Annotated in this window: 12 protein-coding genes; 8 read left to right on the top strand and 4 right to left on the bottom strand. The window is 70.9% G+C overall.

Annotation, left to right across the window (positions count from 1 at the left end; translation table 11 throughout):
* Window positions 1-134: 134 nt before the first annotated feature.
* Window positions 135-2,453: a helix-turn-helix domain-containing protein gene (locus tag AB0N90_RS24595; protein WP_365199938.1), complete on the bottom strand. Its 2,319-nt coding sequence runs from the start codon at window positions 2,451-2,453 to the stop codon at window positions 135-137.
* 471 nt (window positions 2,454-2,924) lie between these two features.
* On the opposite strand from AB0N90_RS24595, the gene AB0N90_RS24590 reads away from it, so the two are divergent.
* On the top strand, window positions 2,925-3,647 hold the full coding sequence (locus AB0N90_RS24590; RefSeq protein ID WP_365199936.1) for a DUF4232 domain-containing protein: 723 nt from the start codon (window positions 2,925-2,927) through the stop codon (window positions 3,645-3,647).
* A gap of 122 nt (window positions 3,648-3,769) precedes the next feature.
* Here the strand turns inward: AB0N90_RS24590 and AB0N90_RS24585 are convergent, their stop codons facing one another.
* Window positions 3,770-4,945, bottom strand: coding sequence for a Dyp-type peroxidase (locus tag AB0N90_RS24585; RefSeq protein WP_365199934.1), 1,176 nt, complete (start codon window positions 4,943-4,945; stop codon window positions 3,770-3,772).
* 87 nt (window positions 4,946-5,032) lie between these two features.
* Here AB0N90_RS24585 and AB0N90_RS24580 point away from each other — a divergent pair, with 87 nt between their 5' ends.
* On the top strand, window positions 5,033-6,394 hold the full coding sequence (locus AB0N90_RS24580; RefSeq protein WP_365199932.1) for a NosD domain-containing protein: 1,362 nt from the start codon (window positions 5,033-5,035) through the stop codon (window positions 6,392-6,394).
* A gap of 43 nt (window positions 6,395-6,437) precedes the next feature.
* Here AB0N90_RS24580 and AB0N90_RS24575 read toward each other — a convergent pair whose 3' ends face one another.
* Window positions 6,438-7,124, bottom strand: a complete 687-nt coding sequence (locus AB0N90_RS24575) for a hypothetical protein (protein ID WP_365200035.1) — start codon at window positions 7,122-7,124, stop codon at window positions 6,438-6,440.
* Window positions 7,125-7,447: 323 nt separating this feature from the next.
* Here AB0N90_RS24575 and AB0N90_RS24570 point away from each other — a divergent pair, with 323 nt between their 5' ends.
* Window positions 7,448-9,970: an SdrD B-like domain-containing protein gene (locus AB0N90_RS24570; protein WP_365199929.1), complete on the top strand. Its 2,523-nt coding sequence runs from the start codon at window positions 7,448-7,450 to the stop codon at window positions 9,968-9,970.
* 95 nt (window positions 9,971-10,065) lie between these two features.
* On the opposite strand, the gene AB0N90_RS24565 is transcribed toward AB0N90_RS24570, so the two are convergent.
* A complete protein-coding gene (locus AB0N90_RS24565) occupies window positions 10,066-10,701 on the bottom strand; it encodes a hypothetical protein (RefSeq protein WP_365199926.1) in 636 nt (211 codons plus the stop codon).
* 416 nt (window positions 10,702-11,117) lie between these two features.
* Here AB0N90_RS24565 and AB0N90_RS24560 point away from each other — a divergent pair, with 416 nt between their 5' ends.
* The 5 genes from AB0N90_RS24560 to AB0N90_RS24540 all read left to right on the top strand — a co-directional run bounded on the left by AB0N90_RS24560 (window position 11,118) and on the right by AB0N90_RS24540 (window position 20,931).
* Window positions 11,118-13,322 (top strand): hypothetical protein, encoded by a 2,205-nt coding sequence (locus AB0N90_RS24560; protein ID WP_365199923.1) that lies wholly within the window; start codon window positions 11,118-11,120, stop codon window positions 13,320-13,322.
* 146 nt (window positions 13,323-13,468) lie between these two features.
* The gene (locus AB0N90_RS24555; protein ID WP_365199920.1) at window positions 13,469-19,441 is read left to right on the top strand and encodes a hypothetical protein; all 5,973 of its coding nucleotides are present in this window, start codon (window positions 13,469-13,471) and stop codon (window positions 19,439-19,441) included.
* 102 nt (window positions 19,442-19,543) lie between these two features.
* Window positions 19,544-19,672 carry a hypothetical protein gene (locus AB0N90_RS24550; protein ID WP_361677908.1) on the top strand — a complete coding sequence of 43 codons (129 nt, stop codon included), beginning with the start codon at window positions 19,544-19,546 and terminating at the stop codon, window positions 19,670-19,672.
* Window positions 19,673-20,005: 333 nt separating this feature from the next.
* Entirely contained in the window at window positions 20,006-20,155 is a 150-nt protein-coding gene (locus AB0N90_RS24545; RefSeq protein WP_365199919.1) for a hypothetical protein, read from the top strand.
* A gap of 131 nt (window positions 20,156-20,286) precedes the next feature.
* Window positions 20,287-20,931, top strand: a complete 645-nt coding sequence (locus AB0N90_RS24540; protein ID WP_361677914.1) for a sigma-70 family RNA polymerase sigma factor — start codon at window positions 20,287-20,289, stop codon at window positions 20,929-20,931.
* The last annotated feature ends 500 nt before the right edge of the window (window positions 20,932-21,431 follow it).

Here is a 21,431-nt window from a genome sequence, read left to right as displayed (position 1 = left end):
AATGAACTTCTTACCATTGGATCAAACGTTTGGATGACCTCACGGTCGGCCGTCGCGACGAAGCCGCCCGCCACAACGAGCGGTCGCCGCCCAAGAATTGGGCACCCTTAGCGGTTCCGCCGACCGGCCGTGCCTCACATCGTGGCCGTGGCCTCGTCCAGAGCCGACAGCGCGGCGGCGGCCTCGGCCTGGCGCGGGCTGCGGAGAGCGGTGAGGTCGTCGCGCGCGGCGAGGAGGGTCGCCCGGGCCTCCGGATGGCCCAGCGCGCTGAGGACATGGCCCAGATCGAGGCGGGCAGGTCCGGCCCAGGCGGGCATCTGGGCGGTCTCGAAGGCGGTGAGGGCCTGGCGGAGCGGGGGTTCGGCCTCGGACCAGCGTTCCAGGGCGGCCAGGTCGTTGCCGATCTGCTGGCGGGCGACCGCGTGGTACAGCGCGATCAGCTCGTCCGTACGGCCCGGGATCCCCGCGCGGCAGATCCGCTCGCTGCGGCGATGGGTCTCCAGTGCCTCCACCGGCTGACCGGCCTGACGGAGCAGGGTGCCCAGGGAGTTGAGGATCGTCAGCTCGGCCAGCCGGGCCTGCGCGGACTTCTGCGAGGCCAGGCAGTCGGCCCCCGCCCGCAGCCGCGCCTGCGCCTGCGGTACCAGGCCCTGCCGGTGCAGCGCGCCCGCGCCGTAGCCGAGCGCCCAGCCCTCCTGAAGTCCGTCCCCGCAGTCGCGGGCCGCCACGAGCGCCGCGTCGGCGGAGGTCAGCGCGTTGTGGGGGTCGTGCACGCACATGTTGTAGGACCAGGCGAGGTAGTTGAGGTGGATCGCCTCGTCCCGTCTGCTGCCCAGTAGGCGCGCGGAGTCGGCGGAGCGCTGGAACACCTCCACCCACTGCTCCCAGTGCTGGTTGATGTCGGAGAACCAGTGCATCGCCTGCGCCGTGTCCAGGACCTGCTGATGACGGCCGGTCTCATGGGCCCGGCGCAGCGCTGCCAGCCACTGGGCGCGCTCGGCCTCCAGCCAGGCCCGCGCCTCCTCCCGGCCGGCGGGGGCTCCGTCCGGGTCGGGGTCGCCGTCGTGCGCATCATTCGGAGGGCTCCCCTCGTGCTCCACGTCGAAGTGCAGCGCGGCGGCGGTGGCCCGGCGCAGCATCCACCGGGTGGTCCGGTCGAGGGCGGCGTCGCGGATCTCGGGGCCGTCCTCGATCGCGACCTGTTCGGCCGCGTAGAGCCGGAGCAGGTCGTGGAAGCGGTACCGCTCGGCGGTGGCATCGCTCTGCAGCAGCCCGGCGTCGGTCAGTTCCTCGGCGCAGGCCACGGCGTCGTCGTAGGACAGCCCGGCCAGCAGCGCGCCGGTCTCGGGGCTGAAGTCCGCCCCGGCGGCCAGCGCGGCACGGCGCAGGAACGTCCGTGCGTCCGTGGACAGTTGGCGGTACGAGAGGGCGAACGCGGCACGCACCCGCAGGCTTCCGGCCTGGAGGCCGTCCAGGCGGCGGCCCTCGGCCGCGAGACGGGCGACGAGCTTGCTCAGGCGTTCGTGCGGGCGGCTGAGGAGCCGCTGCCCGGCGATCCGCACGGCCAGCGGCAGCTGGCCGCACAGGTCGGCGAGATCGCGCGCGGCCTGGGCCTCCGCCCGCACCCGCTCAGGGCCGATGATGCGGGTCAGGAGTTCGACCGCCTCCTCGCGCCGCAGCAGGGCCAGATCGGTGCGGTGGACGGATTCCAGACCCGCCAGGGAGTGCCGGCTGGTGACGATGGTCAGCGCCGGTCCGGCGCCGGGCAGCAGCGGGGCGACCTGGGACTCGTCGACGGCGTTGTCCAGCAGCAGGAGCATCCGCCGGTCGCCGGTCATGGATCGCCACAGGCCCGCGCGGTCGTCGGTGCCGGCCGGTATCGCGGCGTCGGCGATGCCCAGCGCGCCCAGCAGCCGGGCGAGCGCGTCCCGGGGTGTGGTCGGCTCGGGATCCATGCCGTGCAGGTCAAGCGCGAACTGCCCGTCCGGGAAGTGCGGGGCGAGGCGGTGCGCGGCGTGCACCGCGAACGCGGTTTTCCCCAGGCCGGGTTGGCCCGAGACCACGGTGACCCCCGGCCGGTCGGGATCGGTGTCCCGCGCCAGCTCCAGCAGCCCGGCGAGGGCCGGGCCGCGGGCGGTGAAGTCCTTGATGTCGCGAGGCAGCGCCAGGGTGCCGGTGGCGGCCGGTCCGGTGTCGGTGCGCGGGCGCGGACGGCCCACGGCGGCGGACTTCTCCAGGTCGGCCGCCTCGGCGTCGTCCAGGCCCAGGGCCTCGGCGAGAACCTGGACCGTACGGCGCTGCGGCCCCCGGGTACGCCCGCGCTCCATGTCGGCCAGCGCCCGGACGCTCACCCCGGCGGCGTGCGACAGCGCCTCCTGGCTCAGCCCGGCGCGGGTCCGCAGCTGGCGCAGCCGCTGCCCGAAGTCTCCCGTGAGAGGCGTGCCGTCGCGCACCGTCGAAGTCCCCTGACCGTCCGGCCCGTCCGGATGCGAGCCCCCGGCAGAAGTATGGCGGACGACAGTTCTGCCGGTGGAACCGCATGGGACGCGGGGACCAGGGGTGGTGAACTCGACGCAAGGCACGGACCGCCGTGTCGCACGGACCGCGCGCACGCCGGTTCCGGCGAGTTCGCGGACACCCCGTCGCCCCGCTTCGCGCTCCCGCCGTACGACCTCGCGCGCATCCTGCCGCCTGACTAGCGGCCGGGCCAGGGCGAGGAGAACCGCGGAACACGGAATACGGACCGCGAACCATGGACCGCGAACCATGGACCGCGAACCATGGACCGCGAACCATGGACCGCGAACCACGGACCACGGACCGCGGACCACGGACCGCGGACCGCGGAACACAGAACACGAACGGCACGATCTCGGCCGGGGCCGGCGCGCCTCGGTCCTTCACCACTCATCGGGGGAATCTCCATGAACACGCTCCACCGCACCGCCCTGCTCGCCGCCGCGGGCACGGCCCTCGTCCTGTCCCTCACCGCCTGTCAGGGCGACGGCGACGCCAACTCGGCTCCCGCGTCCGGTTCTTCGGCGAGCGCGCAGTCCCCGAGCGGCAAGGCGACCGACGCGTCCGCTGCGCCGGGATCCGCCAACTCGGCCGGTACGGGCAGCTCTTCGGGCTCGACCGGTTCCAGCGGCAGCGGCGGCTCCACCAAGACCTCCGGCTCGTCCGGCTCGTCCGGATCCAGCTCCTCCGGCGAGCAGGCGTCCGCCTCCACCCCGGTCTGCGCCGCCAAGGACGTCCACATCACCGCCGCCACGCAGGATGGCCCGCCGTACACCCACATCGTGCTCACGGCGAAGAACACCTCGCGCCACTCCTGCCGGTTGACCGGCTTCCCGCACATCCAGTTCCTGGAGAGCCACAAGCAGGACGTGCCGGCCGTCGCCAAGAGCAAGCCGGAGGCGCCGGTCGTGCTCGCGGCCGGAGACCCGGCGTACGCCCTGGTCAAGCTGTCGGACGGCGGGCGCGAGGAGAACAACGAGCCCGTGACCGCGTTCTCCGTCATGCTCGCGGGCGACCCGACGGTCATCGCCGTCACCGCGCCCGGCAGCGAGGGCATCGCCGTCGACCCGGCGAAGGCCCTCACCGGCTACTGGACCCCCGAACTCCGCAACGGCGCGGACGACTTCTGAGCCGCGTGGCGGGCATGGGGGCCCGTCACGTACCCACGGTCACACCGGCGTCGGCGCCATGCTCCGGGCCCGCGCCGGTGTGACCGCTTCACGTCGAAGTCCCTGCACCACAGCCCCCGGCGTCACCCGTGCGCGCCGAACATCCCTGCCCCCAGCGGGCGTTGGCGATCGAAGCCGGGCAGGATCAGGAACGTCCCGGTGGCCGTCGTCGTCGTGAAGTCCAGCAGCGCGTCGGCGGCGTCCATGTGCGTGAGCGTGGCGGTGAACGTCCGCAGATCGTTCTGGAAGCTGATGAACAGCAGGCCGGGGGCGGGCTCGTCGATGCTGTAGGAGCGGCGGAGCATGAGTCCGGCGCCGACCACACTGGCGTGGGCCCTGCGCACATGGGCGTTCACCGGGACCAGATAGCGGCCGTCGGGCGTCTTGGCGCCGAGATCCGGGCCCGAGGCGACGGCCCCGCCGGAGAGCGGAACCCCGCTCGCCCGGCGCCGCCCGAAGACCGCCTCCTGCTCGGTGACGGACAGGGCGGCGAACCGCGGCAGGTCCAGCTCCATGCGTCGTACGACGGCCAGGGTGCCCCCGGCGACCGCGGGCGGCCCGGTCAGCCACAGGTCGCGGCGCTGTTCGGCGGCCGTGTGCGGGCCCACGATGCCGTCGATGAAGCCCAACAGGTTCCGCGGCGCGGCGAGTTCCGCGCCGACGGGCACGTTCGTACCGCGGCGCCCCGACTGCCGCCAGCGTTCACGGACGCGGTCGCCGGCCCGGTCCAGGAGCGCGGCGGCGGCGACCGGGACGACCAGCGGGTCGCTCGCGCAGATCTGGATCAGCAGGTCACCGCCGCGCGCCCCGGGGGCGATCCGTTCGCGGGAGAACCGCGGCAGGTCGGCCGCGCCGGGCAGCGAGGCACCGGCCGCGCGCACCAGCCGGGGGCCCACGCCGACGGTCACGGTGAGGTCGCCCGGCGACAACCCCAGCAGCCGGGGGTCGGTCCCGGCCGTCAACGCAGCGATGGACGCGCCGAGTTCGGCCAGCAAGGGGCCGGCGGACACGGCCGTACCGAGATCGGCGACCACCACCAGCAGGTTGCCCTGGGCCGGTTGGGGGAGTGTGACCCCCGCCTGATGCGGGCCCGGCGCCGGAACCGGAGCGGGACTCGAAGCCGGGACCGCCGTCGCGGCAGCACCGTGCCGCCCCGATCCGGCCGAGTCCGCCGTGCACCCGGTGAGACCGGCGGCCATCATGGCGCCGGTGACATCGAGGAAGGCGCGGCGTGACGGGCGGTGATCGGCTCGGTGCATGGGGTGCAGGGTGCCACAGCCGAAACGCCCATGTGGCTCAAGTTCCCTATTCCGGTGCGGAATTCGCCATCGTGCCAGACTGGGATCATGCCTCGATCAGCTCTTCGCGTGATGACGGCGGCGGTACTCGGCGCCCTGGCACTGGTGGCCGGCTGCGGTGGCGGCGACGGGGGCGGCGGTGGTGACGGCGGAGCGGGCAAGGGCCGGCGACCGGACGGCGCGCAGGTGACGATCCATGTGCCCGCCGACGCCCCGACGATCTCGGCGGCGGTGTCCCTCGCCCGGCCCGGCGACCTGGTGCTGGTCGCCCCCGGCGTCTACCACGAGTCGGTGCGGATCAAGACGCCCCGCGTCACCCTGCGCGGCGCCTCCCGGGACAAGGTCGTCATCGACGGGCGGCTGCGGCAGCCGAACGGTGTCGTCGTGGCGGCACCCGGGGTGGCCGTGGAGAACCTGACCGTGGCGAACAACACGCAGAACGGGGTGCTGGTGACCGGTTCCGCGGCGGCGGTCGCCGGGCTGCCGGGGCGAAACGGCGGCTACGACACGGGAGATGAGCCGGTCACCTTCCTGAAGTCGTTCCTGGTCTCGTACGTGACCGCGACCCGCAACGGGCTGTACGGCATCTACGCGTTCTCCGCCCAGAACGGCGTCATCGAGCACTCCTACACCTCGGGCGGCGCCGACTCGGGGATCTATGTCGGACAGTGCAAGCCGTGCCGTGTCGTGGTGCGAGACAACATCGCCGAGCTCAACGCGGTCGGGTACGAGGGCACCAACGCGAGCGGCGACATGTACGTCGTCGGCAACCGCCTCGTCGGCAACCGCGTCGGCCTGACCACCGACTCCGACCACCAGGAGAAGCTCCTCCCGCAGCGCGGGGCGGTCGTCGCCGGGAACCTGATCGCGGACAACCAGCAGGCCCGGACCCCCGAACAGGCCGACGGGGGCTGGGGGATCGGCATCGGCGTCGACGGCGGCAGCGACAACCGGTTCCTGCGCAACCGGATCACCGGCAACACCAACGCCGGGTTCGTGATCACCGCGACCGCCGACGTACCGCCCGACGGCAACCGGATCACGGACAACACCTTCGCCGCCAACGGCATCGACATCGGCTGGACGTTCCCCACCGCCACGCACGGCAAGGGCAACTGTCTGGACGGCAACGCGCTTCGTACGACCGTGCCCGCGCGGCTCGCGGCGACGGCGACGTGTTCTGCTGCCGTCAACTCACCTTCACCAGCAGGCACTTGGTCAGCACCGGCGGGGCCCCGAGGCATCCCGTTCACCGAGGTCGCCGCGCCCGCCCCGCAGCCGCAGTTCCCGAACGCCACGACCACCGGCGCCACCGAGGTGCCCGCTGTTCCGGCGCTCCCGGACATCGAGAGCATCCCGCTGCCGCCGACGTCCCTGCTCGCCACGGGGGCGCGGGTGCGGACCTCCTGAACGTGACGGGTCGGCCTCGCCCACCGCGCTGATCCACCTGCTGTTACCTGACCGGCGTAACCCCGGGCGCGGCCCGCACGGGAACGTATTTCCGATTGTCGAAATCGATGACCACCGGCTGTGACTCGGAAGCCACACCGGCCCGCACCCGATACATGGTCCCGTCGCCGCCGATCCAATACCGCACGGCATTGCCGGTATTGGTTTCTAGAGCGAATGAATTACCGGGCGCCGTACGGGCGTTCGGTCCGGTCATGATCTCCACCGAATGACCGCGCACCGTGCCCTTCCCGACCAGCTCCGCGCCATTCTGCGGCAGCAACTCCGCGTTGTCCGGCCGATCGCTGCCCAGCCCGAGCGTGATGGCCAGCGAACTGTCCAGTGAGCTGCCGGACTTCTGGAGCGCGCGGCGGTACCAGCCGGACGGGGGCGGCGAGGCCGGTGCCGTGGCCGGGACGTCGGTCATGGGGTGGACGAGCACGGTGGCGGCCGTCCACTGGATCAGCCCGTCGCTGGACGTGTCGCGCCCGGCCCCGCGCACCACCCCGTACCCGATCCCGGCCCGGTAGTCGACGGACCCGGTGACGACCAGCCCGCCCGCGGCACTCGGCACGGTGATCGTCACCGCCCGGCCGCCCGCCTGGTAGTTGAGGAAGCGCGTGACGGCGAGCCGGTTCGCCTCGTCCGACGTCAGTGCGCGCCGAGCGGCCGGGTCACCGCCGCCGTCGATACCGTCGCCGACGTCGCCGCCGATGAGGAAGAACGTCGTCCCCGCGGCGGCCACGAGGGCGAGCGCGCCCGCGGCCCAGACCGATCGCGCCCATCGGCGGCGCCCGTCCGCCGTACCCCGCCGGAGACCTCGCACGATTCTCTGCCCGATTCCCTGCCCGATTCCCTTGGTCCGCACGCGGCGCGATGCTAACAGCTGCCGCGGACGTGCCTTCGCTTTTCCCGTTTCGACCATATGACGTCCAGTCAACTTGTACGCTCCGAACGGGGGTTGCCGTCAATTTGCCGAGTCGGGCGACGACGTAGACAACGCAAAGGAATGCGATGCCATTACGTAGGCTGCTGCGGGTGGGGCTGTCCAGTCTGTTATTGATGGGCGGCGCCACCGGTACGATCGCGACAAGCGCCGGGCAGGCCGGCGCCTCGACCTCCGACGGCACACTGACCGTCGAGACACTGCGGGACTTCTTCGGCACCGGCGTCATCAACACGACCATGGACGTCCCGCAACGGGGCATGAAGGTCGACGTCACCGACCCCGCCGGACACCATGCAAGCGGCGTCACGGATGCCACCGGAAAGGTCGTCGTCCAGCCCTCCGACAAGGGGCTGTCCGGCGGCCGGTACCGCGTCGACGTCACCGTCCCCGCGCCCTACAGCGGCTATCTGCGGGCGGCGCCGGCCTCCACGGCGGCGAACCACTTCGACAGCTTCACCTCGTTCGTGGACGTCTCGGGCGGCAAGGACGCCTCGGTGATCACCGGCGTCTGGGACGCGGCCGACTACGCCCTGCCGGACTCCCGGTACTTCGTGCCGGTACAGAACGGCGGCAGCGGGACGGACACCCGGGCCCTGGTGGCCTTCGGTACGAGCGCCCGCGGCAACTGCCCCGACAAGACGGCGTGTCCGGACGTACTCGACACCCAGGACCAGGTGGGCACCACGTTCGGGCTCGCCTACGACAAGGACCGACAGCGGCTCTTCCAGGCGGAGTTCGCCCGGCGGTACACCAAGTACGGGCCCGACGGCGGCGATGCGATCTACACCGTGCCGGCCGGCGGCGGGGGCGCCCCGAAGCTGTTCGCGAAGGTGCCGGGCGCCTCGGTCACCCCGCACGACACCGCCCGTCTGATCAAGGACGCGGGCTTCACCGACGCGCCCGGCAAGGAGAGCATCGGCGGCCTTGCGCTGTCCGAGGACGGCGCGACGCTGTACGCGGTGAATCTGCGCACCCGGTCACTGGTGAGCTTCGACGCGACCGGCACGACCGACGGGTCCGCCTCGGCGCCCCGGGCGACCGTGCCGATCCCGGACCCGGGCTGCGCGGCGTCCGGCGACTGGCGGCCCTTCGGACTGACCACCCACGACAACACCCTGTACGTCGGCGGTGTGTGCGACGCGGAGAGCACACAGAAGCGCGCCGATCTGAAGGCCGTCGTATATACGTACGACGGCAAGCGGTTCACCCCGGTGCTGACCCACGCGCTGACCGACGAGCGCGGCAATGTGCTCAGCGGCGACGCCGCCTTCCCGCAGGCCCACTTCTGGAACCCGTGGAACGGCAGCCTGAAGGACTGGGACAGCTTCAAGGTGAACAACACGATGATCGACCCGCAGCCGGAACTGGCCTCCATGGCCTTCGCCCGTGACGGCTCGATGGTCCTCGGCTTCCGCGACCGGTTCATGGACATCGTCAGCTGGGGCGGGCTCGACCCGAGGCCGTCGAACGACGACCCCGAGAACGGCATGTCCGGCGGCGATATCAACATGGCCTGCGCCAAGCCCACCGGCGGCTACGACTGGGAAGGCACCGGGGCCTGCCCCAACCACGCGGCTCCCGCAGTCGACGGCGCCGAGGCACCGGGCGTCGTCGAGTACTTCCCGGGCGACTTCTTCCCGAACGGCGGCTCCGCGACCCAGCCCGGCCCGCACCAGGAGTCCTCGCTGGGCTCGGTCGCCTACATCCCGCAGCAGCAGTGGGTCGTCAGCACCCAGATGGACCCGACCGGCAACGTCATCACCGACGGCACCGGCTACTACGACATCACCACCGGCGCCGGTCCCGGCAACGACCCGGCCGCCAACGCCTACCAGTTCATCGGCCCGAACCAGAACGGCTTCGGCAAGGCCGGCGGCCTCGGCGACATCGCGTACGCCGCGGCGAACGCGCCGATCCAGATCGGCAACGTGGTCTGGTACGACGGCGACCACAACGGCATCCAGGACGCCGGGCAGGTGCTGCTGCCGGGCGCGACGGTCAACCTGCTGGACGCCGACGGCAAGCAGGTCGCCACGACCAAGACCGATGCCGACGGTGAGTACTACTTCGGCGGGGTCGGCGCGGACTACCAGCTGACGCCCGGCGCGAAGTACACCGTGCAGTTCGACGTGTGCACGGCGGACACCAGCGGGGTACCGGGCCAACCCGCCGCCGACGACCTGAGGTTCACCCTCCCGCGCGCCGGCGCCGACCGGGCCCACGACTCCAATGTGACCCCGCCGACCACCGGGCAGCTGTGCAGCGGCCGGGCGCCGGTCACCGCACCCGCGAAGCCGGGCGGCGTCGACCACACCATCGACGCGGGCGTGTACATCCCCAAGGCGGCCCCGCCGACCTCACCCCCGCCGACCACCACACCCCCGTCCACACCCCCGGCCTCGACCCCGCCGTCCGCCGAACCGTCCACCGGCCCGGCCCCGGGCGGCACGAACCAGGGCGGCGGCGGCCCCCTCGCCAGCACCGGCATGGCCGACATGGGGAGGATCCTCTCCCTCGTCGCCCTGCTGCTCGGCGCGGGCGCGACAGCCGTCTACCTCGGCCGCAGGCGTCGTACCAGGCGCCACTGACATCCGAAGCGTTACGGAGGACGGGCCGGTGCACAACGCACCGGCCCGTCGCCATGCCCGACCTTCACGGCGGGCACCGCACCACTGCCGTCGCTCTACCCGGCCGCCATCCCGACGACGGCGAGCAGCACCACACCGAGCACCAGACACAGCGGGACCAGCCCGAGGATGCCCTGCGGCCGCTTGAACACCGACTTGCCCGGGTTCAGCGGCGGCCGGTGCCCGGCCACGACCGGCTCCGGAATACGGCGGATCGTGGACAGGGCGCCGAGGTTGATCAGCAGCGTGATGGGCGTGATGACCACCGACATCGGCCCCCACCACCCCTGCACCATGGTGTTGGCCTGCATCTCCCGGAAGGTCGCCAGCGCACAGGGACGGCACATCGTCCCCCGTCGGCGCAGGGAACGCATGATGATCAGCATGCCCTGGTGCCCCCGCACCGTGACCTGCGCCGCGGGCCCGGTCCCGCACAGCTGGCATGCCTGCATCGCCCCACCGACCGGCATCCCACCGCCGTACGGCTGCGCCTGAGCCTGCGGCTGCTGGTACGGCCCAGGGACGGGGGCCTGCTGATACGGCCCCGGAGCGGCCGCGGGCGCGTACTGCGCGGCCCCCGGCTGCGCATAGGGCCCCGGCGCGGGCGCGTACGCCCCTGGCGCCTGGGCGTACGCCCCCGGCGCCTGCGGCTGCTGATACGGCCCCGGAGCCTGCTGATAAGGCCCCGGCATCTGCCGAGGGTCGGGGTACGACGGTGGTGTGCTCAACTGCGGCCTTTCAAATGGGCATGACAGATCTGACGGAACGGGACCGCAGCCTACCCATGGGACCTGGGTGAGTTTGCCTCGACCGCGTACTCGCGCGAGCGCGGGTGCCGGACTGAGCCGGAGACCGCACGCTACCGGTGCCATCTCAACAGCGATCCATCGCAAAGTGATGAAAGGACCTACGGCATGCCATGCGCAGGCATAGTCTGCGGGCACTACCGCACGCCGGGCGCGGGTGCCAGTGACGGCCTGGGTTGTGGCGGAGGGTGCCATGGGTGGGGACCGGTATGGAACAAACAGCAGTCGGCGGACGGCCGGACGCGTTATCGACGGATCACGACGGAACGGGCACGCCTGATCCATACGGCGACCGTGCCCTTTTGACCACTGCCATGACGCGGGGCTACAAAGCCGTGTCCGACGGAGACCGAAGCCGGTTGCGGCGCTATCTCGAAGCGGTCGCCGAGACTCGCTCGACGCCCCTGCATACCGCTGTCGCCTTCAACGCCGTCTACTTTGGCTACGACCTCGGCGGCGACGGCTATGGGGGTAGCCCGCTGTGCCTGGACGACTTCCCGGTGATCGCCTTCGGGAGCCGCGCTCGCGCGCTCCCCGTTGGCGCCATGGTGTGTGTCGCCACCGGTTCGGAGCCGCTCTACGCCGAGATTGTCTACAAAGAGGGGGCACACCGGGAAACGGGTGCCTCAGGTGATGTCCCGGGATGGGTTTCGGGGGCTCCCGCGGGCGCCGAGGGACCAGGCAGGCCGGGCGGTGGTGCCGAAACCCGACGCAGGGAACTCCTGGTGCCCGACTTCCACGCCTTTGGACCTGCTCTGAGTCTGTCGCCGGCCCAACTCCACCGCCTACGTATGCGCCAGCGCTGGATCAACGCGGACGGGCACGTCGTGGTCGACGCCTGCTACCCGTCCGCGGCGACTGCCCTGCGCGACGACCTGAGCGTCTACGCGGACCATCTGCTGACGGCGGCGCGGGCGCAGCTGCTCAGCCCCTTCGTTCCCGTCTCCCTCGCGGAACTGGTCGGCGGTACGCGTGAGGATGCCCTGCGCACAGGCCTGCTCGGTCTCCTCGACACGGTGAGCGGTGTCCTCAAATCCAGTTCTTCGCTCCGTACTTGGCGCCATTACGCCATGACTCGCGCCTCTCTCTCGACCGGTCTGCGCGATACCGGGCCACTGGGTGGTGACGACCTCAAGTCCCTTGCCGCGGCCATCGAACAGGCGGCCGTCCCGGTTCGGCGGCGCTACGGACTCACCTCTGCGGTCACCGTGTACACCGCGGTCGGCCCCCGACTCCGCGCCGTCCCCGGCACGACAGAGCTACTCAAGGGCGTGGGATACGCCACGGCCGTGTGCCGGGTGAACACGGCGCTCGCCGACGTCGTGCAACGGGACAGCGAGCAGGGGATGTTCGCCAACGGATCCCGGATCACGCTCGACGATGCCTTCGAGGGCGGCGGCGTATGGCGGTCCCATCATCCCGGCGACGATGAAGCCCCTGGGGATCCACTGGTTCCGGCCGGGCGGGGGTGGGCAGCCACAATGAGCGGGAAGCCGGAGCCCGAAGTGGAACTGGCTCCGGTCGACCTGCCCCTCGCCGACGACGCCGTCATCGGCCCCGTCGAACTCCTGCGTGCTGATGCGGAGAAGATCGTCTGGCGGTTGCCCCTGCGGTTGGCCCACCTCATCGGCGGACTGCTTCCTCTGCACCCGGCTGTCTCGTGTGAGCTGCGTCGATCATATGGCCGCCGTACCGCGGTCCAGCTCCAACTCCGCCACGAGAAGGCGGGATCGGCGCAGTACGAGACCGTGCAGAACGTCACCGCGGAACTCGATGACGACAGCGGCCGGTTGACCGGAGTCGGCTGGCCCGGCGACTTCTTTCCCGGTCTGATGTTCGAACTACGCTGGACTCGGGGCGGCACGGCGATTCACATGACCACGACACGGCTTGAGCAGCCGCATCTGGTCGGTGATCGGGTGATCGGGCACTGCTTCGACCCCTGTGTGCTCACCAGGGAGGACGCTCCGGGCAGCGGCCGCCGCGACGACACCGCCGCCGGGCTCGGGCCACGGCAACTCGTCATGCGCACCGTACGTCGCTGTGGTCTGCTCACTCTGGACGGCCACGCCTTGCTGGACCGGGCGGCCCTCCCGAGTGCGGCTTACGGGCGCCGGCCGGGGCGGTCGCAGGCCGCCGCCCTGGAGTCGGCGGTCGTGCAACTTCTCGAGGAACGGCTGTTGGAGCCGGACCTCGGCAGCCGCGACGCCTGGGGTCAACCGCGCTTCCCGGCCCGTGCCGGTGAGCCGACGATCCACCTCATCGCCTACCGGCCGGCTCGTCCCCGAGTCATACGGCCATGGGGCAGTACGGAACCGGACAGCGGCACGGTTCTGCTCGGGCTCCAGTTCGTCCCCGGCCATCTGCGTCGCCTCCTCCCGGGACGTTCGCCCAGCCAGACCCAGCGAGCGGCCTTCCGGGAACACTGCCGAAGGCTCGGCAAGGCGGACGGTTGGGAACTGCCCGAGGGCTACACCTTCGTCACCGAGCACACCCGCGGCCGCTGATCCGCCCTCCGCCTTCTCACACCTTCTTTCGCCCACGCTCTTCTCAGCCGAGCGAGCCATCTCCCCGAACAGCCGCAGAAAGGAAGTACGCGTACATGCACGACCGCTACCTCGTCGTCACGGGGCCGCCTCTGTCACCACGGAGCGTGTCGGACCAAGACCTCGAAGGCCTGGCCGACGCACTCAACGCCTTGGAGCATCCGGCCAACTCCTCCCTGAACGACCTCACGGTCGGCATGGTGGAGCTTGCCTTCAATTCCCTGCCTTCGGCCAAACGGCAGGATTTGCTGGGCAGTCTGGGGATCCGCATGGCGGCGCCTCGAAAGGCAGGCGGTGCCCTGTGCCGGGATGTGCTGACCAGGCTGCGACGCGAAGCACGGCAGCACACCTGCACATGCGGGGTCAGGGATCTCACGCACTCCGTGATGAGCCAGTTGGGCAAGTACGTCTTCGTGAAGGACGGCGGGTCGGTACCCGACCCCGTTTCCCGCTGGGGCGCGACGCTGGTGCGGGCCACGGTGTTCGCCTGGTGCAACGCGTCCGTAGCCGACGCCCATGTCCTTGCCTGGGCCGCCGACCAGGACTGGTTCGCGGCGGCGGCCGACGAAAAGGAGGCGGCACGGTTCGCCACCGTCAGAGCGGCGGCGCGGTCCGTCGTGGCGGCGAACCCCGGCTTCGCACCCGGAACACGGGAAGAACAGCGGGACACGAACGAGGCACACCCGGTGGCACGCGAGGAGGCCCGGCCCGAGGCGGCACGGACCGAAGAGGCGAAGGACCCCGAAACGGCATGTCGGCAGTTGGAGCCGGCCCTCGCGCAAGCCCGGCAGGCCGTGACGAACGTGACCGATGCGATCGCCGACGGCCGTCCTCCGCAGCATGACGACCTGTCCCGGCTGACGGCACTCGGCGCCCTCTTCGACAGTGTCGACGCGGTGTTCCGGGCGGCGGGAATCGCGGGAGTACCTCAGCGCCTGGCGGACATGACCCGTGCGGCTCATGAGCACCGGGCTGTACGGGAACGCGACCGCGAGGTACGAGACACCCTGCGGGCACTGCAGGACGTCGCATGCCGCTCCGGAAGCTCCGCGGCCCTCGCTGCCGAGGCCGTACGAGAGACGGCCCGCCGCCTGCTGGACACCCCGGTGTGGGAGGAGACCCAACGGCAGGAGAGCGCTGCTCTCGTCGCCTTGGCGCGGCTCATCGATCTGAAGCGGCAGGAGGACGCCGCCGCCGAGATCCTGGCCCTCCTGGAGCAGGTCGTGGAGGTACTGCCCTCCTGTGCCATGGCGGCGGTCATGGCACACGACCTGACGTTGCCGAAACCCGAGGACGCATCCGGCGGCTCCGCCGGGGCCGACGAAGACTTCGGCGGTGCGACGCCGGCCGCCACCGGGCCGGTCGCCGAGGCGGTCACCGCCGATCCGACCGACGAGACGGCCACCGTCGAAGGGGGGACAGTACCGCCCGGCGCCTCCACCGAGCCGGCCGTGCCGGTCGACGCGACCCCGGCGGCGCAGACCACCGGCCACGCCACCGAAACGACCACGCCTCTCCCGGCGCCGGAGAGAAAGGCCCCGGTCCGACCGGTCACCCCCGCCACGCACACCGCCGCCGACGAAGCGCAGCGGACACCCGCCGACCGCGACCCGGGGGTCATCGACCGCACCTCGGCTCCGGAGGTGCCCCACGCCTTGGCCGACGACGACTGCGACGGAACCGCCGCCGAGCAGGCCCTGGCGCGGCTGGTCGTGGAGCGGCGCTTCGGGCTGGCCCATCACATCGCGACCGCCGCCGGTCACCCGGAGCCGCAGGCGGCGGCGCTGCGCCTGGCCGGTGCCGCCGCTCTGCTCACCTCTGGCGACAGCCGAAGCGCCCGGCTCATCGCTGACCTGCTCCAGGAGTACGACGGTTACGCGGGCCGCGACATGGAGGGCAGCGAACTCCTGCTTCTGCCCGCCCTGTTGCGCACGGCCTTGATCACCGGCGACCACCTCGCGGGCGCCCAGCTCAAGGCGCTGGTGCCCCGGCTGCCGGACCGGCTCGGCGAGGCGGCGACCGCCGTTGCCGACCGTGCCCTCAGCGGCGCCTTGATGATTGCCTCGCCCTTGGTCGTCATCGCGGACGTCTCCGGGACCGAGGCCCGGCTGCGGGAGCTGCGCGATCAGGGGCTTGCTCTGCTCGCGCCGCAGCGGCTGCGTTTCGCGCGGGCGACGGAGATCGCCAAGCGCTGGCTGGCCCCCGAGGACGGGATGCTCGGAGCGCTGCTCATGACCGTGGTTAACGACCACCGCGACGCCGTACCGAGGACCCGCGAACAGGCCGAACGCCTTTCGAAACTCGGCGAGATCAACAACGAGATCGACCGCATGGACCGCAAATACCGCTCGTCCAGTGGCAAACCGCTCCAGGGCTCCGGGCGCCAGGACCTGGTTCACGCCGTGGAACGGGTCGTCGCCCTGGTCAAGGAGTGGTGCCTGGCGGTCGACGGCATGCGGCGGGGCGACCGCTCCGACGGAAACCGCGCGGTCAAGGAGATCTCGTCCCTGCGTCAGTCCCTGCTGGACGGCAGGGAGGCGGTCCTGGACAGGCTGGAGCAGTTGGCGCGGTGCTCGGGAGCCATTGCCGCCGCGACCGCGTGGGCGGCACGCGCCTCGATGGAGGAGCTGTACGCCTTGTTGGCCGGTGACACCACGACCGCCCGGGTGGGTGGCTCGCTCTCTCCCGAACTCGTGCTGGACGTAGAACTGTTGAAGGTCTGCGACACCCGTGCCGAGCGGCCGCCGCTCGACCGGCTGCTCACCGCGGTCGACCGGAGCTGGACCGAGGCCCTCGCCGAGCGGCTCGCCCATGACGCCTTCACCGCGGCCCGCGACATCGTCGAGCTGGCCGGACGCGGCGCGCTGCCCGCCGTACACGCTGGGGAGTTCGCCCCGCCGACGGCCGCCGAGATCGCGGAACGGGAGACCCGCAGGCGCGCGCAGCTGCGCGCGGACCATGGCGGACTCGTCGCCGAGCTGCACCGGGCACAGGCCGACGCCGCCGTCGCCGACGACCAGGACCTGCGCCTGCAGGAGCTGCTTGCCGACGCGCTTGACCGGCTCGACGGCGCCGACGCGCATGACCTGATGGACGTACGGCGTGCCCTGGACACCGTACGAAGGGAACTGCCCGCCTTCCGGCAGCAAGCGGCCGACCGGGTCCGAGCCCGGCTCGATGCCCTGGATCTCACCGCGAAGGACCGCGCCCAGGCACTGCGGCACCTGGACGCCGGCCGGCTGGCCACCGCCGCCGACCTCGTCTACTTCCTGGAGATCGGTGAGGACGTCCCGGAGATCGAGCCCGGCGAGTCCCATCTGACTGAGTTCTTCCCCGCCGTGCCCGACGGCCTGCCTCAGGGCATCGACCGTGAACTGGTGGAGATCGTCCGGTCCGGCGGCAAGCACCCGGTGGTCCCCGTGCTGGACTACGGAACCCTTTCCAGTGACGAGGCGACACTGGTCGCCGATGTCCTGGACATCTGGCGGGAGTTGGGGGCCACGGAACCCAAGGACCGGCACAACATCCCGGTGCGACGTCAGCTGCCGCCGATCCTCAAACTCCTGGGATACGACGGCCACGTCAAGGTGGACGAAAGGTCGCCGCGCCGGCGGGAGTACCGCTGGGTCGAGGCGACCGAGGTTCTGGTCAACGGCCGGGCCAAGGCACCCGCGTTCGGCTCCCAGATCAGGGAGCAGGGCAGCACCCTCCGGGTCCTGATGGTCTGGGGCCGCCCGTCCGCGAAGATCGTCATGAGCCTGGCGCAGCGCGACACCAGTGGTGCCAGCCTCCTCGTCGTCTACTTCGGAACCCTGAACCGCGAGGCCAGGAACGAACTCGCCGTCGGCTCCGACCGTTTGCAGCCGCTGCTGGTCGTGGACGACGCCGCTCTCGCCTACCTCGCGGCCCGGGGCAACCGCCAGGTCAGCACCGCCACCCAGACACTGTTGCCGTTCTCCGGCGTCAACCCCTACATCAGGGAGAAGCGCGGCCGGATCGGCGGCGAGATGTTCTACGGCCGCGACGCCGAACGCAGGAGCATCCTCGACCCGCACGGCACTCAGGTCATCTTCGGCGGCCGGGGTCTCGGCAAATCGGCTCTGCTCAGTGATGCCGGGGAGGAATTCGAGCGGCAACGTCCCGGCTACCACCGAGCGGTGTACATCAACCTGGACCAGGAGAACATCGGCAAGGGCAGCTCGCTCGGACCGGAGGCGCTGTGGAGTGTCCTCGACCGGGAGCTGAGCGCGGTCCGCGTTCTGGGCGGACCGCAGGGCCGCAAGTCGTTGCAGGACATGTCGGATCGGGTGCGCGCCGGCATTCGGGCCTGGCTCGACGCGGACTCCCGCCACCGGCTGCTGATCCTGCTCGACGAGTGTGACCAGTTCTTCGAGGCTGACGCGCCCCGCTTCAACCAGACCAAGAAGCTCAAGGGCCTCGGCTCCGACACCAAGGACCGCGCCAAGGTGGTCTTCGCCGGTCTGCACTCCGTGCAACGGTTCTCCAAGCTGGCGAGCAACGGCCCGTTCGGTCATCTGGCGCAGACACCGAAGGTGATCGGTCCGCTCGCCCCCCAGTACGCGGCTGAACTGTTGGTCGAACCGATGGGCGCCCTCGGTTTCACGTTCCAGGACCTGGACCTCGTCAACCGAGTGCTCGGCTACTGCTCCTACCAGCCGTTCCTGCTCCAGATGTTCGGGCACCGGCTGGTCGAGCTGATGCATCGCAAGCGGTCCCGGCGCGGGGTCGAGGGGCCGCCGTACCGCGTGGAGGTCGCCGACATCGAGATCGTGGAGTCGGACACCGGACTCAGGGACGGTATCTCGGCGGCCTTCAAGGACACCCTCAGCCTCGACCACCGATACGACGTGATCGCCAATGTCCTCGCCTACCACGCCCGTCACTACGGCCTGGAGGTACGACTCAGCGACGCCGAACTGCGCGAAGAGTGCGAGACGTTCTGGCGCAAGGGCTTCGAACAGCTCGACACCGAGGGCTTCCGCGCCTATCTCTCCGAGATGGTGGGTCTCGGCATCCTCGCCCCCAACCACGACGGCCAGGGCTGGCATCTGCGCGGACCGAACGCCCTGCGCATGATCGGCACCCCGCACGAGGTGGACGCCCGCCTGCTTCGGGCCGAACAGGACTGCGAACTCCAGGAGAGCATCGTGCAGGAGGGCCGTCCCGAACTCCCCGACGGCCGGCCCGCTCCGCTCACCATCACCCAGCTGGACGACCTGCTCGGCGAGCGGAGCAATCAGACGAGGGTCGTCCTCGGCACCCAGGCCACCGGTGTCACCGATGTCGGCGACACGCTGCGGACGGTCACCGGGCGCATCGCCGACTGGAAGCTGCCGCCGGTCGGCAAGCCCAGTGTCTACAAGCAGGAGCTCACGGGCGGTCGGCCCCGTGAACGACGCGTCGTCATCAGCGACTTCGCCCGGTACCCGGATGCCCGCCCCGAGGCCCCCCGGCAGGCGCTCGACTGGGCCGAGACGCTGCTACCCATCACCCCGGGAGTGACGCGTGCGGTGGTCATCGTCACCGACCCCAGCCAACTGGGCCTGTGGCGCACACTGCTGACCGGCAACGAGCCCACCTCGGCCGCCCCCGTGGTGCTGCGCCGTCATGACCGCCGCAGTCTGCGCGGCTGGGCCCAGCGCGTCGAGATGTTCCACACGGAGGACCGCCTGGACCGGCTTCACGAGCTGACCAGCGGCTGGCCGCTGCTGGTCGGCCAGGCGCACCGCCTGCACGGCGAACTACGCGACCCCGAAGAGGTGCTGCGTCGCCTGGCAGGGCTGCGAACCGATCGCTCCAAGGCACGCGCTTTCGTCGAGGCGACGGGGGTGCGCGCGCACTCGCTGCTCGCGACGGGATACCGGGCCCTGGCCGAGGAGTTCAGGGAGGAGCCGTTCGACCTGGAGAGCGCGGTGACCGCCGTGGCGGTACGGATCGAGGACGAGGACGAGGCCCGGTGGATCGTCGCTTGCCTCGACGTCCTGCAGGTCTTCGACCGCGAGGACCATCAGCTGTGCCTGGAACCCTTGCTCCGGCACTGCATGACGCTTGGCGGATGAACTGCCGCACACGGTCGGCGACGCCGCCTGGAAAGGATCTTGACTGAGAGAGGAGCGTAGGCGGACCGGGAACACAGTCAGCTCGTCCGGTTGAGCTCCTGCGTGGAGCCTGAGAGCTTCGCGGAGCGCAAGACGATGTACTGCGCGTTCCCGCGACGTGAGGAGACGGGGATCGACCCGGACGACTGTCTCCTGAGCACCGACGACCTTGCGGTCGAGGAGAGTTGCTGACTCAGCACGAGGGGATCCGGCGGCAGCGGATGCTGCCGCCTTTCCTCCGCGCTCGGCGTGCACGAAAGACACGGCCGCGGACCCGTGCCCCGGGACACGGGCATCAGCACAGGTCACGGGTCTTCTTCCGTGCCTCATGAGACATGGAAGCGGTGGGGGACGACCCCTTCTCTGAAGGCGTGGTGCACCAGGCGCGCCGCGCGAGGTGACGATGGTCACCGTGCACCGCGCTCCCTCGGGGTTTCGTCCGCGCGGCCTGTTCTGGTGGACCGGCGGTCGGCCGGTCGTGCCGGGTCAGGACCGGCGTCGTAACTCCCCCTTGGAGCAGCCCGAATGGACCCCGTCCAGAAGCTTCAACGCGCCCTGTTGATCCTGGTCATCGCGGGGCTGGTCACCTACGTGGCCTTCCTCGACCCGGCCCTCGGGGTCGCCCTGCTCGTGGGCGTCGGAGTGGCGGCTTTCGTTCTCCAGGTACTGAGTTGAGCGCCCGGCCGCTCGAACTCGTGGTCCGAAAACGCACCGTACCGGGTCCGCCCCACGGCATGGATGGATGAAGCGGTGAACTGCCGCAGGCCAGTGACGAGTTGGCTGACTGACGGGAAGGACTGGTCCCTATGCGCAATGCCCCCGATGTTCGAGGGCCGACGGAGCCGAACGACCCACCGAGTACCCCGCCGGACTCCGTACCCGGCACCGGTCCCGCCCCGGAGTCCAAGCCCCGCCGACGGCTGACGGCGGAACAGATCGAGGAATTGGGGCGGTTGAAGCCGTTCCTCGAAGGCATGGTGCGCCAGGCGCGCATGCAGTACATGCTGGAGGACCTGGTGCAGAGCTGCGTGCTCCAGCTGGTGCGCGCCTGGTCGCGGCCGGACTTCGCCCTGGACCGGCGGGACGGCGGACGGGCCTTCGCGCGCAAGGTCATGCGCGATGTCATCGCGGACGCGGTGCGCGGCAGGGACCGTGATCTCTCGTCCCCGGTGCGCGAGTTCCCCGAGGTGCCGGTCGAGGCGGACGAGGGTGACCACGCGCGGGAGGTCCGCCTCAAGGCCATCGACCGGTTCCTCGCCGAGAAGTTGACGGACCGGCTGTACCCGGTCGGCAGGCTCGCGATCGTCGAGGGCCTCAGCCAGTCGGAGATCGCGCGTTGCCTCAAGATCGACCGGCATACGGTGGGCCGCCGGTTCAAGGACGTGTGCAAGGCCCTGGAGCCCTACAAGGAAACGATCTACGACGAGGTACTGGGCGACGTGACGAGCTAGTGCCGCTACTCGGACTCACGGGAGGGGGCCCACACGTCGCCTCCCGTGAGCCCAGGTTGGGTCCTAGCGACCCGGAAAACGACAAGGGCCACACACGCACCTCGGGAGGGAACACGCGGGATGTATCCAACATTCGAAGTACTCCGCCAGGCGGCGGAGGCATGCCGGGCACCAACTCGGCAGCCACCGGAGGAGATTGATCCGGTGAGCTGGGAGGCGCTGCTGGATCGCGTCGAGGATCAGCTGGAGGATGACGACCGAGACGTTCGCACCGCCTCGGCCGGCTCGCTCTCGCTTCATATCTGCTGAACGGCGATGAGGGGAACCAGCGGTCGGGGAATGCGCGGGGGGTTCGAGGCCAGGTCCGCACGGGGGAGGGACCCGAGCTCGGACAAGTAGCGCCGCGACAGCTGGACACCAGGCCCGGCGTGCTACCTCTTCTTGGGAGAGAGGGCAGCACGCCGGGCAAGCGCCTATGCTGCCCGGATGATCAAGCCGAC

Origin of the sequence: Streptomyces sp. NPDC093018, assembly GCF_040684035.1 — a bacterium.
GTDB classification, from domain to species: domain Bacteria; phylum Actinomycetota; class Actinomycetes; order Streptomycetales; family Streptomycetaceae; genus Streptomyces; species Streptomyces murinus.
This window is presented reverse-complemented; position numbering and strand designations above follow the sequence as displayed.

Bases quoted from the DNA above. Each gene is read 5' to 3' on its own strand.
- AB0N90_RS24585 (WP_365199934.1), bottom strand. From the start codon at position 4,945: ATGCACCGAGCCGATCACCGCCCGTCACGCCGCGCCTTCCTCGATGTC.
- AB0N90_RS24565 (WP_365199926.1), bottom strand. From the start codon at position 10,701: ATGCCGGGGCCTTATCAGCAGGCTCCGGGGCCGTATCAGCAGCCGCAG.
- AB0N90_RS24545 (WP_365199919.1), top strand. From the start codon at position 20,006: ATGGACCCCGTCCAGAAGCTTCAACGCGCCCTGTTGATCCTGGTCATC.
- AB0N90_RS24540 (WP_361677914.1), top strand. From the start codon at position 20,287: ATGCGCAATGCCCCCGATGTTCGAGGGCCGACGGAGCCGAACGACCCA.
- AB0N90_RS24570 (WP_365199929.1), top strand. From the start codon at position 7,448: ATGCCATTACGTAGGCTGCTGCGGGTGGGGCTGTCCAGTCTGTTATTG.
- AB0N90_RS24580 (WP_365199932.1), top strand. From the start codon at position 5,033: ATGCCTCGATCAGCTCTTCGCGTGATGACGGCGGCGGTACTCGGCGCC.
- AB0N90_RS24590 (WP_365199936.1), top strand. From the start codon at position 2,925: ATGAACACGCTCCACCGCACCGCCCTGCTCGCCGCCGCGGGCACGGCC.